This window comes from Streptomyces sp. ME02-8801-2C, assembly GCF_033793965.1.
In the GTDB taxonomy this organism is placed as follows: Bacteria; Actinomycetota; Actinomycetes; order Streptomycetales; family Streptomycetaceae; genus Streptomyces.
On record NZ_JARAXP010000006.1, the window covers coordinates 206,414 to 220,584 of the forward strand.

At 69.8% G+C, this 14,171-nt stretch carries 11 protein-coding genes and 1 pseudogene; 6 read left to right on the forward strand and 6 right to left on the reverse strand.

The genetic code is table 11. The features are described 5' to 3' along the window. Positions 1-39: 39 nt before the first annotated feature. The 4 genes from PV396_RS21120 to PV396_RS21135 all read right to left on the reverse strand — a co-directional run bounded on the left by PV396_RS21120 (position 40) and on the right by PV396_RS21135 (position 7,327). The gene (locus PV396_RS21120) at positions 40-441 is read right to left on the reverse strand and encodes a hypothetical protein (protein WP_319206716.1); all 402 of its coding nucleotides are present in this window, start codon (positions 439-441) and stop codon (positions 40-42) included. Then, positions 428-4,252: a hypothetical protein gene (locus tag PV396_RS21125; protein ID WP_319206717.1), complete on the reverse strand. Its 3,825-nt coding sequence runs from the start codon at positions 4,250-4,252 to the stop codon at positions 428-430. The genes PV396_RS21120 and PV396_RS21125 overlap by 14 nt, the downstream gene beginning before the upstream one ends. A gap of 490 nt (positions 4,253-4,742) precedes the next feature. Continuing rightward, positions 4,743-5,546 carry a phosphatidate cytidylyltransferase gene (locus PV396_RS21130; protein WP_319206719.1) on the reverse strand — a complete coding sequence of 268 codons (804 nt, stop codon included), beginning with the start codon at positions 5,544-5,546 and terminating at the stop codon, positions 4,743-4,745. Further along, the gene (locus PV396_RS21135; RefSeq protein WP_319206722.1) at positions 5,543-7,327 is read right to left on the reverse strand and encodes a histidinol-phosphate transaminase; all 1,785 of its coding nucleotides are present in this window, start codon (positions 7,325-7,327) and stop codon (positions 5,543-5,545) included. Before PV396_RS21135 ends, PV396_RS21130 begins: the two co-directional genes overlap by 4 nt. Positions 7,328-7,473: 146 nt before the next feature. Here PV396_RS21135 and PV396_RS21140 point away from each other — a divergent pair. Then, positions 7,474-7,847 (forward strand): annotated as a pseudogene (locus PV396_RS21140) (ATP-binding protein). On the opposite strand, the gene PV396_RS21145 reads toward PV396_RS21140, so the two are convergent. Then, positions 7,834-8,532, reverse strand: coding sequence for a hypothetical protein (locus PV396_RS21145; RefSeq protein WP_319206724.1), 699 nt, complete (start codon positions 8,530-8,532; stop codon positions 7,834-7,836). The pseudogene PV396_RS21140 and the gene PV396_RS21145 sit on opposite strands and share 14 nt — an antisense overlap. Before the next feature lie 450 nt (positions 8,533-8,982). Here PV396_RS21145 and PV396_RS21150 point away from each other — a divergent pair, with 450 nt between their 5' ends. From PV396_RS21150 to PV396_RS21165, 4 genes are read left to right on the forward strand one after another with little or no spacing between them, the layout of a single operon-like run. Beyond that, positions 8,983-9,630, forward strand: a complete 648-nt coding sequence (locus PV396_RS21150) for a hypothetical protein (RefSeq protein WP_319206725.1) — start codon at positions 8,983-8,985, stop codon at positions 9,628-9,630. Then, positions 9,615-9,917 (forward strand): hypothetical protein, encoded by a 303-nt coding sequence (locus PV396_RS21155; protein WP_319206726.1) that lies wholly within the window; start codon positions 9,615-9,617, stop codon positions 9,915-9,917. The genes PV396_RS21150 and PV396_RS21155 overlap by 16 nt, the downstream gene beginning before the upstream one ends. Further along, on the forward strand, positions 9,914-11,305 hold the full coding sequence (locus PV396_RS21160) for a putative T7SS-secreted protein (RefSeq protein WP_319206728.1): 1,392 nt from the start codon (positions 9,914-9,916) through the stop codon (positions 11,303-11,305). The genes PV396_RS21155 and PV396_RS21160 overlap by 4 nt, the downstream gene beginning before the upstream one ends. Positions 11,306-11,310: 5 nt before the next feature. Beyond that, on the forward strand, positions 11,311-11,895 hold the full coding sequence (locus PV396_RS21165; RefSeq protein WP_319206730.1) for a hypothetical protein: 585 nt from the start codon (positions 11,311-11,313) through the stop codon (positions 11,893-11,895). On the opposite strand, the gene PV396_RS21170 is transcribed toward PV396_RS21165, so the two are convergent. After that, complete coding sequence (locus tag PV396_RS21170) at positions 11,878-12,432, reverse strand: hypothetical protein (protein WP_319206732.1); 555 nt, start codon at positions 12,430-12,432, stop codon at positions 11,878-11,880. The genes PV396_RS21165 and PV396_RS21170 overlap by 18 nt on opposite strands. A gap of 268 nt (positions 12,433-12,700) precedes the next feature. Between PV396_RS21170 and PV396_RS21175 the strand changes: the two genes are divergently transcribed. After that, positions 12,701-14,083, forward strand: a complete 1,383-nt coding sequence (locus PV396_RS21175; RefSeq protein WP_319206734.1) for a nitrate/nitrite transporter — start codon at positions 12,701-12,703, stop codon at positions 14,081-14,083. Positions 14,084-14,171 lie beyond the last annotated feature (88 nt).

Consider the following 14,171-nt stretch of genomic DNA (forward strand, 5'->3'; position numbering starts at 1 on the left):
CTGGTGGGTGCCGGGCCGTGTTGTGCCGACTGTCCGACGTCAGCCGTCTTCTTCCTCGTCCTCCTCGTCCCGGTCCTCGTCGTCGTCCTCGTCGTCGAGGGGGCCGAGCTTCGGGAGTACGTCCGTGTCCAGGCCGTACTCGTCGAAGATGTCCTCCAGCGCCCGGACCATGGCGTCCACTCCGGGTTCTCGAACGATGACAAGGTCTTGAACCTGGAAGTACTGACCGCCCAGGCACTCACCGGTGGTCGCCCAGCGGCCCATGACCGAGTCGATCGCAGACCGGGTGAGCAGTGTCGCGCTCCACCGCGTCCCGTCGGGGCCGGTGATCACGGCGTCCACGTTGTCGACGGTCTCCGGGGAGTCACCATCGCCGATGAGGAAGCGGAGGGACAGCTTCGCGGTCCGGACGGTCCAGTAGGGGTCGTCATTTCTTTCCATACAGCTTCTTCAACCTGTTGAAGACCTTCTGTTCGTTGTCCTTGTCCGCCTTGGCCATGATCTCGATCGAGTTGCCCTCCTTGCGGAAGAACAACCGACCGCCGTTCCGGCCGCGGGCGTAGCTTATGCCGGTCGCCTTGTGGTAGGAGGTGCCGATGCCCGCCTTCATGTTGTCCATGCTCAACTGCTCGAAGAGATGGTCGAAGTCGGCCTGGACCTGCCGGTTCTTCCCCGCTTCGCGCGCCAATTCGGAGAGGACCTTGTCCTTGCCGATCGACGAGGACATGCAGTTCTTGGGGGCGGGCGCGGCAGCCAGGCCGACGGGTGCCACGGCGGGCGTCGCCGCCAGTGCCGTACGCGTGCCCCCAGCAGGAGCGAGGGCTGCCGCTCCGAGGACGTCGTCGGCGAGGCTCAGCAGGCACTTGACCGGCGTGCTGCCCTTGCGCAGTTTCTCCAGCAGTTTCCGGAGCCGGTCCAGGGTGTGTTTCGCCTGAGCCACGTCGTCGAGGAACTTGGCGATGCCACTGGACACCTTGACGATCGCCTTGGTGACCGCGGGGAGCTTGCCGACCGCCAGGACCAGGCTGCCCACGTCGACCAGCGACCACAGGCAGCTCTCGACGTCACCCGTACCGAAGCAGCGCTTGACGTTGTTGACGCCGATGACTTCGAGCAGGATCTCGGCGCCGTTCTGCTTGACCCAGTCGATGACATCCAGGGACGCGAGCGCCTTGGCCGCCCGGTAGTCGTCGACGCAGCTCTGGCCACACTGGGCGAGCAGCAGCGCCTCGTCGTCGGCGGACAGTCCGGGGCCGCTGTCGGGAGCGCCGGTCGCATTGGCGGCGCGCTCCGCCTGGACCCGCTTCTCGTACTCCTCCTCAGCCTTGGTGGCGGAGGCGTCGGCGTCCTTGGCGGCGCCGTCCGCGTTCTTCGCGGCAGCCTCCGCCGCGGTGGCGTAACTCTCCGACTGGGCCGCGGTGTCGCGGGCACTCGCGGCGTCGGCGGTGGCCGCGTCGGCAGCCTGGTGGGCACCGGCCGCGTCGCGCTCGGCCTCGGTGGCCTCGTTGTTCGCGGCGGTGGCCTCGCTCTTGGCGGTGTAGGCCGCGGTCTGGGCGTAGGCGGCGTCCGAACTCGCCTGCGCGTCGTACGCCTGGGCGTTGATGTCGGCCTTCTTGGCCGCCTCCGCCGCCTTGGCGGCTTCGGCGGCGGAGGCACGGGCCGCTGCCACCGATGTGGCGGCCTTCGCGGCGTCGGCGGCTGCGTTCGCCGCGGCCGTGGCAGCCGCCTTGGCGTCGGCGGCTGCCTTGTCGGCCAGCGCCTTCGCGGCTGCGGCGGCCTTCGCCGCGTCGTCGGCCTTGGCCTTGGCCGCCGCTGCCTGCTGCTCGGCGAGGGTCAGCGAGGTCTGACCGGTGAGGACGGCGTAGGCGGCGGCGGAGTCGGTCTCCTTATAAGGGGTGCCGATGTTGATGGCGTCGTTGGCGGGCCTGATCACCTCGGCGGCCGAGTCGCGCGCCGCGCTCGCGGCCTCGCTCGCCGCGTAGGCCTGGCCGGCGGTGACCGCCGCCCAATTGGCCGTCTTCAGGGCCTCTTCGCGGGCGGCCGTGGCCTGTTGCCGGGCGGTGACGGCGGCCGCGGCCGCCTTCTTGGCCTCGACCTCCGCGTTCTCGGCGTTCTTCTGCGCGGCTGCGGAGGCGCTGATCGCCGTGGCGGCGGCAGCGTGCGCGGTGACGGCCGCGGCATGGGTGGTGAGTGCCGCGGCGGCGGCGCCGTCCGCCGCCGACTGTGCCGTACCGGCTGCCGCGTCCGCCCGGGTGGCGGCGGCGCGGGCGTTGAGGGCGGCGGTCGTGGCGGTCGCGGCGTTCTGCCGCGCACTGGCCGCTGCCGCCGTCGCGGTGTTCGCGGCGGCCCTGGCCTCGGTCGCGGCGGCCCGGGTCTCGGCTGCTGTCGCCGTACCGACGGCTGCCGCCGCTGCCGCTTCGAGCGCGGCGGCCCGGGACAGCGCGGCCTGCTCGGTCTCCTGCGCCGCCTTTGCCCGGTCCCGTGCCTCGTAGGCCTCTTGCTGCGCTTCGACGGTCGCCTCAAAGCGGGTCGAGGCGGTCGCTCCCGCCGTCTCGGCGGCCCCCCGCGCGGTGGCCGCCGTCTCCGCGTCCGCCTTGGCGCGGGTCTCCGCGTCCTGGGCCTTGGCGCGTTCACGGCTGGCGGTGGCGTGTTCGGCCTTCGCCACGTCGCGGGCGGCCTCGGCGTCGGCGCGCCGGGCGGCGGCCGTGGCGGCGCCGGTCCGCGCGGTCTTCTCGGCAGCCTCGGCGGTGGCCTGCGCGGCCTTCGCCTTGGTGGCGTTGGCGGCGGCCTCCTTGGCCTGTACGTCCGCTGCCGTCGCCGCGGCCTTCGCCTGGGCGGCGGCCTCCTCGGCGGCGGCCCGACGGAACTCGGTGTTGAGCGCGTGCGCCTGGGTCTGCGCCAGAGCGAACTGCGCCTTCGCATCGGCGACGGTGGCCTTGGCGGCGTTCACCGCGGTCTGGGTGGCCTTGGCGGCTGCCTGGGCTGCCGCGTACGAGGCTTTCACGACCTGCGCCGACTGCTGGGCGTACAGCAGACCGCGCCCACGGGGCGTCTTGGCCGAGTCCGCGATGGCGTACGCACTGCTCTGGGCGGCGACCGCCTTGTCGGCGGCGGTCTTGGCGGCGGTCACGGCCTGGTTGGCCAGGGTGAGCTGGGCGGAGACCCGGGTGCGGGCGTTGGCCAGGTCGGTGGTGGCCTGCGTGAAGACGGCGGCCTTGGGGCGCAGGGGGTCGTCCTTGGGCTGCCCGGCCCAGTACTTCTGCCAGACCAGGATCTGTTCGGCGAGCCAGGCCTGTGCGATCCCCTCGATCATCGCGTCCGTCGCCTTGTGCACCTGCGCGGCGGCGGTCACCTCGGCGGCCATGATGTCGGCCCGGGGCTTGGCCTGGGACGCGTACTCCGCCTCCCACTCCGCGTAGGCGGTGGCCGTTACGGAGGCGAGCACCCGGCGCGGGTCGATGGGGTTCCAGCTGTCGCAGTTGCCCCAGGCGATCTTGAGCTGTTCCACCTCCATGCGGTACTCGGCGCTGTCCTCCGCCGGTGCCTGCCGGGGGAAGCCGCCCTGTCGCAGATAGCGGGCGATGTCGGTCGAGGTGGTGCCGTTGTAGGGGGCGGTGAGGCTGCCGTTGGACAGCATCAGATCCGCGATCCGGTCGTCGCCCTGCGGATCCTTGCCGGTGATCACGGCGTTGAGCTTCTTGGCGCTGGCGATGGCGGCCGCACCGGGAACGCTGCGGCCGTCCTCCCCGAAGCGGTCGTACAGCTGTTTCTGCGGGCCGATGGTGAAGGCGCGGATGGTCGCGTCGAACTCGGGTGCGTGCAGCGTGACGCCGCCGTCACCGCCGTAGTACGAGGTGGCGTACGCGCGGTTGGCTGCCTCCCAGCGGGCGGTGCTCGCGTTGGAGGCGGTGACGTAGTCGGAGATCCCGGCGACGTCGTCGGTCACGGCGTCGTCCAGGACGCTGGGGTAGATGTTGGCCCGGCGGTACAGGGCCGCGGCCAGCTCGGTGTCGGTGCCGTTGAGGGCCTTCGACGCGGCGGCCTTCAGCACCGGCCCGCCGATGTGCAGTCCGAAGCCGGCCTCGCAGCGGTTGGCACGGAGGTCCTGGCCGAAGGAGATCCGGGTGCCGCCGGTGTCCGGCAGCGGCTCGGGGGTGGCGCCGGCCGGTACGGCGTACACCAGGCCGGACAGCACGGCTACCGCTGTCGCCAGTGCGACGCCGGCCGGGCCCTTGCGCGGGCCATGGGACATGGATCTGCTCCGGGGACGGCCCCGTAAAAGTAACGCTCTGCGCACGTTGCTTCCCGTCTTCTCGGTCGAAGGTCGAAGGATCGGCCCAGAAGGGGAAGCGGCGAACGGCGAACGCATCGCGCGGCAACAGAAAATGACGTACGTCGGAAAAAGGACGGTACGTCAGAGAACGCGAGGACACAGACAACGGCGCCCGGACGCGGGCAGGGAGCACGAGCCGCACTGGTCACGCACGGCACTCCTTGCCCCACTTCCCCCGTGGGCACGGAGATACTTACACATCGAACTGGCTTGCGAAAGAGGCTTGTTGGCGGTGATCCCGGCTTCGCCGGACGGCGCGGTCGGCGGCAGCGGCACCATCGAAAGACCGCCGACGAGTCGTCGGACTCAGTCCTTTGCGCCGGGAAGTCCGCGTGACCGGGAGACGGTCCGCGAGATCGTGAGGCCGTACGGCCGCATGCGCCAAGGCGGTCCGCCACGCCGCTGAACCTCAGCGCAGGACCAGCAGCACCGCCAGGGCGATGAGCAGTGAGTCGATCCGGTCCAGCAGGCCGCCGGAGCCCGGCAGCCAGTGGCCGGCGTCCTTTGCCCGGGCGCCCCGCTTGACCATGGACTCCAGAAGGTCCCCGGCCGGGCCGCCGACCGCCACCGCGATCGCCATCGGCCAGCTCAGCGCCGACAGCACCGCGAGCACGCCGATGCCCGCCGTCGCCCCGGCCAGCGTCCCGCTCCACCGCTTGGCCGGTGACAGTGGCGACAGACGCGGGCCGCCCAGCCTCCGGCCGGCGAAGTACGCCACGATGTCGGCGATCGAGACGGCCACGAACAACGCGAGCGCACTCGCTCCCAGCGGCACCAGCGCGGCCAGCACACTCAGCCAGGCCAGCCCGAGCAGGCCGGCGCCGAGCCGACGCAGTCCATGGTCGGCGTCACCGGTCAGGAGTGGCGGCGCGGCCACCGCGAGCGCCCCGACCGCGACCACCCGTAGTACCTGCCCGGGCGCCAGCCATGCGGCCAGCACCACGCCCGACACCGCCGCGGCCAGCACCAGCCGGTCCACCGGGCCCAGCTGCATCAGCCCGCCGAACTCCAGCACCGCGATCACCCCGACCACGACGGCCAGGGCCGCTGTCCCCGGGTGGCCCCACCAGAACGCACCGGTGACCAGCGGCACCCCGACCGCCCAGGCGCACCACCTGACCATCAGCTCACGGCGCCGCGACGCCACCACCGCGACTCCGCCGAGCGCCAGCGCCCCACCGAGGTAGGGCGCCAGCGAGGCAACAGTGATCACCGGGCGGATCCGGCGGCGGGAACGGGCTCAGGCAGGGAAGCGGGCGACGAGGTCGCCGCACGCGGCCTCAGTACGTCAAGAGCGGTCTGGAACGCGGCCACGATGCGCGCGTTCTCGGCGGTGTCCCGCACCGCGACCCGCACGGTGCGTCCCTCGTACTCCGGCGACAAGGGCGACAGATCGCGCAGATAGACGTCGTGGGCGCGGCACTCGTTCACCACCTGTGCGGCGCTCGGCCCGCCGGGCGGCAGGGTCACCGAGAGGAAGTTCGCCACGCCCTCCTCCACGACCACGGTCTCGTCCACCCCGGCCAGGTCGGCGGCCAGTCGCCGGCGCAGCTCGTGGGTGCGCAGCCAGCAGTCGCTGTAGTACGCCGGGTCGCGCAGGGCGGCCACCGCGGCCAGCTGCGCGGGGAGGCTGACCGGCCAGGGCGGCGTCCATCGGCGTAGTCGCGCCGCGGTGACCGGCTCGGCCACCAGGTACGCGGCCCGCATTCCGGAGAGCGCGTACATCTTGGAGAGCGAGGTGCAGACCACCACGCGCGGGTCCGTGGCGGCGAGGTCGGCGAGCGACTCGCCCAGGTCGACATAACCGAGGTAGGCCTCGTCGATCCACCAGCGGGTCCGGGCCGGAGCGGCGGCGATCACCGCACGCAGCTCGGCGGCCGGCGCGTGACGTCCGGTCGGGTTGTTGGGGTTGACCACCACCACGAGGTCGTAGTGCTCGGCCCCGACGACAGCTGCCAGCCGGGCCGGATCGATCCGCCAGCCGTCCTCGCGGCGCAACCGGAACCGGTCCACCCGGCAGCCGATCACCCGCTCCGTGACGTGGGCGTACTCGCCGTAGCCCGGATCCATCAGCAGCACCCTGCTCTCCGGGGTCAGCCACCGCCCGAACGCCCGGAAGATCAGGTCGGACGAACCGGCGCCGACCGCGAGGGTCTCCGCCGGCAGCGCCCGGGACGCGGCGATCTCCGCCAGCAGACCCTCGGCACCGGTCGGCGGCGAGGTACGGGCCGTCCAGCCCGGATCCTCCGTGAGCGCCGCCCGTACCCCGGGAGCGGGAGGGAACCAGGCGTCCAGCACATCGGCCGCGACCACCTCCCGACGCCGCCCCAGACTGCGGAAGTCCGTACCGATGGCGGTGAACGAGGCACCGCCGTGCTCGCAGCCGTCCGGCCGGGGCGCGAACGGCATGTCCAGCCGCCAGTCCACGGCGGACCGCAACCGCTCCAGCGTGGTGCGGTAACGCTCCATCGTGGCCCTGGTCAGCTCGGCCACGCTCCCGGTCAGCACCTCGAACGTCACCGCCCCACTGCGGACGGTCCGGCCGACCGGGCGCAGGCCGGCGGCCAGATACATGTCGAGCAGCTCGGTACGCCCCATCGCCACCACCTGCCGACCACCCCGGGAGGCGATCCAGCGCAGCGCCGCGTACATCAGCAGCGGAGCTGCCGCGGAGGCCCGCCAGCGCGGCTCGACGGTGAGGATCCGCACCTCGAACAGACCGCTGTCGTTCAGCAGGGGCAACTCGTCGCGGGTCAGGTACTTGTCCAGCCCGTACCGCCCCAGCCAGGGCGGAGTCAGACTGACGAACCCGACACGATCCGCGCCTCGCGCCGCGACCAGATAGACGTTGTCCCCGTCCAGCCCGTCCCGAAGCCGCCCACTCGGATCCGGCCCATGCTGGCCCAACTCCCGCGCGTACACCCGGTGACGCAGCTCGTGGACCCACTCAAGATCCTCCGGTGTGGCAACGCGCACCTGCAGATCACGACGCATGAGCACCTCTCTCGACACGAACGGAACGCCCCATCGTCCGCAACCCGGCGGAGGCCCGTCAGGGCCGAGCGACTCAGGGGGGCTGAGTACGCGTACTCATCAGACCCGCCCCGCCCGAGGTGACCCAGGCGCGCCCGCGTGCGGTGATCAGTCCGGCCGGGACATCTCCCGACACCCGGGTGTACGCCCTTCGCCTGCCCCACGGCCCCCGTGCCGCACGAGTCGCACGTATGACTCTACGAGCCGCTTTGAAGGGGCACGGCATGGAGGAAGTCCTTGATGCGTGACCAATGCGTACCGGCACACGAAGGGGCCGGCGTCCGTGCGGCTGACCGCACGGGGGGACAGGCGGTTGCGGGTGGGTGCGTGGGATACGAACGCGGAGCGTGGGCGTGGGCTGCTGCTCATGCAGGAGTACGCCAGCTCGTGGGGCGGTTGGCCGCTCGGCGACGGTCTGCTCGACCGCGGTGCCGGGAAGCTGTTGTGGTTCGAGGTCGGTGCCGGGCTCAGCGGTCGATGAGGGCTGAGTCGAGCACGTTCGTCTCGGCCGGCGCTTGCACGTTCACGGGCTCGTCAAAAGCGCTGTAGGTGGTCGTGGTGCTGTATTCGGTGCCCTCGTAGACAACCTTGAGGATGTACGGCTTGCCCTCGGTGGCGACGTAGAAGATGAAGGCGCCGCCCTTGTCCTCCTCGTCGGTCACCACGAGACGTATCGCCGAGGTTCCGTCGACCTCGGTTGATTCACCCTTCTTCGCCGTACCGAAGGACGTGAAGTCACGGCTGCAGTCGGAGAGCCCGTCGCCCGGCTGTGCGTTGCTCGCTGCGGTCTTGATCCAGGTGTCCTGGGCTCCGTCCATGGCCTTGCCCGACCACCCCTCGATGTACTCCCGGTTCGGGCGGACGTAGTCCGTTTCGCCGACTCTGATCTGCTCGAGGACGGCTCCCTTCGCCTCCCACGTCACCTTCGACGTGCACCTGCTGTCGAGGTCGGTGGTCAGGCGGCTGGAGATGTCGCCACCCTTGTTCTTGGCCTTGGTGGTGACTCCTTCGATGGTCACCGACTTGAGTCCGCTCATGGTGTCGTTGGCATCGTCGAGCATCTGCTGGGCGGTGAGCATGTCCGTAGGGTCGCTGCCCGAGCAGCCGGTCGTGGTGGCACCCACCAGCAGGCACGCCAACCCAGCCATGACGGTGATCGATTTCATGCGCACAAGTCCCCCCAGGTCACGAGGAGACAGATTAACGGTGGTATGCCGATGGCGTGAGCGGCATGATCGGCAAAGTCGTCGAGTGGCCCCGTCCCTCGTCACCGCCATCAACCGGGCTGAGGCCGGGAGGCTGGTAGGTGCTGTGCGGGGCGGTTTCAGGTTTTCGACCCGGTCGAACCGAGTCACCGGCAGATGGTGTCACCGTCGAGTTCCAGGCTGCGGCCGGCGGCGCCCCTCAGAGTGCGCATTTCGTAGCACAAGGATACGGGCGTCTGATCTGGTCTTCCCTCTGGTCGGCGGAACCTTTATCACGCTACTCGCGGAGTGAGGGTAAAGGGCAGCGCATGATTTGCTCTGGTGTCTGCCCCTCGCGTCCCGTTACCGTGATGCTGCCCCGGGCCTTCCCGCCCCGCAAGGTCAGCCGATCGCCCTCGTGAGAGAACGAAGTTGAGCAAGGCACAGTCGCCCTCCGGACACGCGCCGGTCTTCGGACTGATCACGCCCGAGGACTGGTATCGCATTCCACTGCAGCCCCGGGAGCGCCGCGAGGCGTCCGTGAGCGCGCTGATCAGGAGACAGTTCGCCGGTGTCGACGACCAGCCGATCCTGCGCCGCAAGGCCGAGGAGCAGCTGCTCGACACGGCCGGCGCCGGGGTCGAGCAGGGCGGAGTCGTGCTGTACCTGTCGTTCCTGGAGGTCAGCGGCATCCCGCTGTCCGCCTCTCTCCTGGTCTCCCACCTCCACCAGAAGTTCGACAGCCTGGACGCGGTCGCCGCGCTCGCCGGTTCGGGCGAGGTCCAGCTGACGAGGCTGCCCGCCGGACGGGCGGCCCGGCTGGTCCGGCGTGAGCGGTCGAAGCAGTCGCGGAAGCTGGGGTCCGAGTTCGAGGACACCGTTGTGGAGTACTTCGTGCCGGTCCCGGACCGCGACGAGGTACTGATGTTGACCTTCAGCACTCCGCTGGAACCGATCGCGGACGCCATGGTCGGGCTGTTCGACGCGGTGGCCGGTACTTTGCGGTGGCAGAAAGTCGACAGGGCGGAAGACAGCGCAGAAGACAACGGGGAGAAAGAAGAGGGATGGGCGAGCGACTGAGGGTCGACCTGGACGACCTGGAAACGGTCGGCACCGGTCTGCGGACGGTGGCGACCGAACTGGAGGGTCTCGACAAGCTCATGGACGCGTACGACCGCCGTACCGTCGGCCACCAGCAACTCCACGAACGACTGCAGGACTTCTCGGACGGTTGGGACGACAACCGCAAGAAGATGATCGAGCAGATCCAGGGCCTCGGGCAGGTCGCTCACGAGTCGGCCAAGGCGTACAAGGAACTCGACACCGCGCTGTACGACGCGCTCACGGGCAAGGGGAAGAAGAAGTGACCCGCCCCGCGGACCACCGGTGGGAGGTGCTGGGGGAGAGCGGCGACCCTGTGCCTGGTGACGTCCACGAACTGCAGGCCCTCTCGCGCCGGTTCGAGGCCACGGCCAAGACCATCACCGACACCACCGAGGCGCTGCGTCGGCTCGGGAACCTGGAGAGCTGGGACTCCGAGGCCGGGAAGGCCTTCGCCGAGAAGGCCGACGACACGGCGAAGACGGTCGGCAAGGCTCACGACCGCTACGCCGACGCAGCGTCCGCGCTGAAGACGTACTACACCGAGCTGGAGACCATTCAGGGGGACGCGGACAAGCTCCTGCGCGAGGCGGAGACCAAGGACGGCGAGCTGACCTCGGCCAAGTCCGCCGCCGGCGACCCGCCCAAGGGCACCACTGACGGCGAGCAGAAGAAGCTCGACAAGAAGGTGACCGACGTTCAGGAGGGCCTGGACGGCCTGCGCGGCCGGCTCGCGGCGGTGAAGACCCGCCACAAGGAGGCGGGCGACAAGGCGGCCAAGGCCATCCATGACACGACGGAGGGGGATGGGCTCAATGACGGGTGGCTGGATGATCTGCGGGATTCGCTGAAGACCATCAGTGAGATCGCGGGGGCAATCGCCGCGGTCTGTGGACTCGCGGCGCTGCTGGTCGGCTGGATTCCGATCATTGGACAGGCTCTGGCGGGGGTGCTGGGCACCATCGCCCTGGTGATGACGGTCGTCTCACTCGTCTGTCACGTCCTGCTCGCCATCAACGGCGACGGGTCCTGGGGCGATGTGGCGATGGACGTCCTCGGACTGGCGACGTTCGGCATCGGGCGGGTCTTCACCTCTGGCGCCAAGCTCGCGACCACCGTCGGGCGCAGCCGGGTCTGGACCGCCGCGAACCAGTACGTCCGTGCCTGGAACCCGGGGGCGAACTCGCGCGCGACGCGTGCGCTCGTCGAGTCGATGGTCGGGCCGCGCGCCGGAGCCCTCGACAACGTGGCGCTGCCCAACGTGTCGCTGGGAGCCGCCTTCAAGGGGCTGCCGAGATCCTTCGCGGACGACCTGAGCGCGGTACGCAGCAACTTCGGCCTCCTGGCCAGGGGAGGCGACAACTTCGCCGCGATGCGCAACGCCTACAACACGGCGGGGGCGCGTGGCCTGGCCAGTATGTACGGGGGACCGGGCATGGTCGACGAACTCGCACGGATGAAGAACATCGGCGCGGACGACCTCGCCATGATCGGTACCCCCGACGCCTTCAAGCAGGCCATCGCGTACAACTCGGTGGCGCTCGGCGGTATGGCGGCAGGTACGACATCCGATTCCATCAGCTTCGCCGGACTGTTCGGCGGCGACCCGGAGATCGACGTCACCGGTTCCGACGCCTCGCTGGCGGGGAGGTGACGGCCATGGTCACGGACGACTGGCGCCAGTGCCGGGTCATGCTTCCCGCCCCGCAGAACTGGCTGGTCCTGGACCTGCGAAACGAGGACCCCGAGGCCTGGGCCCGCGAGGTCGCGGCGCTGCACCTGGCCGAGGACACGCCCGCCGAGGCGCGGGACGCGTTCGCCATGGACGTCCTGTGGTACTGGGGCGTGGCGGTCCGGCTGCGGGCGTTGTGCGCGGCGGTGCTTGCCCCGCCGGAGAGCGCGATCATCGCCTCGTACACGGTCAGGGAACTGAGAATCCCGCCCGAGTCCCTTACCGTCACCGCCTTCCGCGCCGAGGCGGCCCGAGCGGAGGGGCCGTACTTCGGCGAGCAGGGGCTCACGGAGGTCGAGCTGCCGCTGGGACCGGCCCTCAGGGTCCACCGGCTGGAGCCGACGGCGCCGGACTCCGACGGTGGCTCCATCGTGGAGGGGCTGGCCCACTACGTCCTGCCGCGTAAGTACCCCACGGCGCTGGAATGCCGGCTGCTGTGGTCGACCCTGGGCTTCGGCGAGGAGCTGGAGAAGATCGCCGACGAGCTGGCGGAGTCAGTCCTTCTGGAGTGAGACCGACGGACGACGGGACCCTGGGCGGCGGATTCCGACCACGCCGCCCAGGCCGACCTTCTCCCACGGGAACAGCCCTATCGGGACCCAGCAGAAGCCGATGACGCAGACCGCGACGAAGGTCGTGATCTGCTGAGGCAGAAGCCACCCCAGCAGGGACACCAGGACGGCCAGGACAAACACGTAGACGTCGAAGAGGACCAGCCCAAGAACCGTCTTGGCCGCCGAGCCCAGCCCCATCCGCGGTTCGTCCCCGGAGCCGCGCACCATGTTGATCAGCATCAGCGGCAGGTACAGCCCAGGAATCGCCCCGAGAGCGATTCCGCCGATGATCAGGGCGCCCTGCCCGTCCTCGTGAACCAAGGACGACAGCGTGGAGTCCCCGAGCCTCATCATCAGGAACACAGCGCCGAACGCCCCGCCCATCGTCGTCGCGAAGACGACAAGGAACCCCACCGCGAACAACACGTTTCCGCCGAAGGAGCGCTGAGCTGCAGGCTGCGCCTGCGGCCTGTCGGACCTGGACTCGGCGGACATGGATTCTCCCGTTCCCTGTGTGGGGTCCGGTAGAGGATAGCGGCACCTCAAGGCCCCCAAGAGTGGGTGTCGGCACCCTGCGCAACGCTCTGGCCGTAACCTCGTTCTGCGTAACCTCTCATCCCATCTCCTCGCGGGGTGAGAGCAAAGTTCCCTTCCGGTCACCCACAGCCACAGGGCGGAAACGCGCTCTATCTACCTTCGGGACTCATCACCGCTCAGCACCGCAAAAAGAACCACCCGAGCCCCGGACCACCGTGGAGGCGTCATGACAGCCCCTAGTTCAGCCCCCGCACCCGGCAGGGGAGGCCGCTGGATCGAGCACTGGGATCCCGAGGACGAGGCCTTCTGGAACGCGACCGGGGAGAAGGTTGCCCGTCGCAACCTGTTCTTCTCCGTCCTCTCCGAGCACATCGGTTTCTCCATCTGGACGCTGTGGTCCGTGATGGTGCTGTTCATGGGGCCGGAGTACGGGCTCACCCCGGCGGACAAGTTCTTCATCGTGTCGATGGCCACGGCCGTCGGCGCCGTCGTCCGCGTCCCCTACACCTTCGCCGTCGCCCTCTTCGGTGGCCGGAACTGGACCATCGTCTCCGCGTCGCTGCTGCTCATCCCGACGATCGCGGCGTTCATCGTCATGAAGCCGGGGACGTCGTTCAACACCTTCCTGGTGTGCGCCATGCTCGCCGGCATCGGCGGCGGCAACTTCGCCTCCAGCATGACCAACATCAACGCCTTCTTCCCGCTCAGGAAGAAGGGGTGGGCTCTCGGGCTCAACGCCGGTGGCGGCAACATCGGTGTCCCGGTCGTGCAGCTCATCGGCCTCGCCGTCATCGGCGCGAGCGGCGGACCGCGCGTGCTCCTGGGGATCTACATCCCGCTCATCCTCATCGCCGCCATCCTCGCCGCCGTCTACATGGACAACATCTCGTCGCTGAAGAACGACACCGGCGCCGCCAAGGACGCCGTCAAGGACGCGCACACCTGGATCATGTCCTTCCTCTACATCGGGACGTTCGGCTCGTTCATCGGCTACGGCTTCGCGTTCGGTCTGGTCCTGCAGACCCAGTTCGGCCGTACGCCCCTGCAGGCCGCGTACGTCACCTTCATCGGCCCGCTGCTGGGCTCGCTGATCCGGCCCGTGGGCGGTGCGCTCGCCGACCGCTTCGGCGGCGCGAAGATCTCCCTGTGGAACTACGTCGCCATGGCCGCCGCGACCGCCTTCATCGTCGTCGCGTCGATGCAGAAGTCGCTGCCGCTGTTCACCACGGCCTTCATCGTCCTGTTCATTCTCACCGGCCTCGGCAACGGCTCGACCTTCAAGATGATCCCCGGCATCTTCCAGGCCAAGGCCTTCGCCAAGGGACTCGAGGGTGAGGAGGCCGCCGCGTACGGTCGCAGGCTCTCCGGCGCCTCCATGGGAATCATCGGTGCGGTGGGCGCCCTCGGTGGCCTCGGCATCAACCTGGCCCTGCGCCAGTCCTTCCTCTCGGTGGGCTCCGGCACCGGTGCCTTCGTCGCCTTCCTCGCCTTCTACGGGGTCTGCTTCCTGGTCACCTGGGCCGTATACCTTCGCCGCCCGGCGACCACTCAGGCCCCCGAAGCCACCACCTCCGACGCAAAGCCGCAGCTCAACTACGCCGAGGTGTGACCTTCGCCCGAAAGGGCTTAAGTAACACCAGCGACATGAAGCCGAACCGAGCCTGTCACGCGCCGTTGACAGGCTCGTTCGGCACGCT

Bases quoted from the DNA above. Each gene is read 5' to 3' on its own strand.
- PV396_RS21175 (WP_319206734.1), top strand. From the start codon at position 12,701: ATGACAGCCCCTAGTTCAGCCCCCGCACCCGGCAGGGGAGGCCGCTGG.
- PV396_RS21145 (WP_319206724.1), bottom strand. From the start codon at position 8,532: ATGAAATCGATCACCGTCATGGCTGGGTTGGCGTGCCTGCTGGTGGGT.
- PV396_RS21155 (WP_319206726.1), top strand. From the start codon at position 9,615: ATGGGCGAGCGACTGAGGGTCGACCTGGACGACCTGGAAACGGTCGGC.
- PV396_RS21170 (WP_319206732.1), bottom strand. From the start codon at position 12,432: ATGTCCGCCGAGTCCAGGTCCGACAGGCCGCAGGCGCAGCCTGCAGCT.
- PV396_RS21125 (WP_319206717.1), bottom strand. From the start codon at position 4,252: ATGTCCCATGGCCCGCGCAAGGGCCCGGCCGGCGTCGCACTGGCGACA.
- PV396_RS21165 (WP_319206730.1), top strand. From the start codon at position 11,311: ATGGTCACGGACGACTGGCGCCAGTGCCGGGTCATGCTTCCCGCCCCG.
- PV396_RS21120 (WP_319206716.1), bottom strand. From the start codon at position 441: ATGGAAAGAAATGACGACCCCTACTGGACCGTCCGGACCGCGAAGCTG.
- PV396_RS21135 (WP_319206722.1), bottom strand. From the start codon at position 7,327: ATGCGTCGTGATCTGCAGGTGCGCGTTGCCACACCGGAGGATCTTGAG.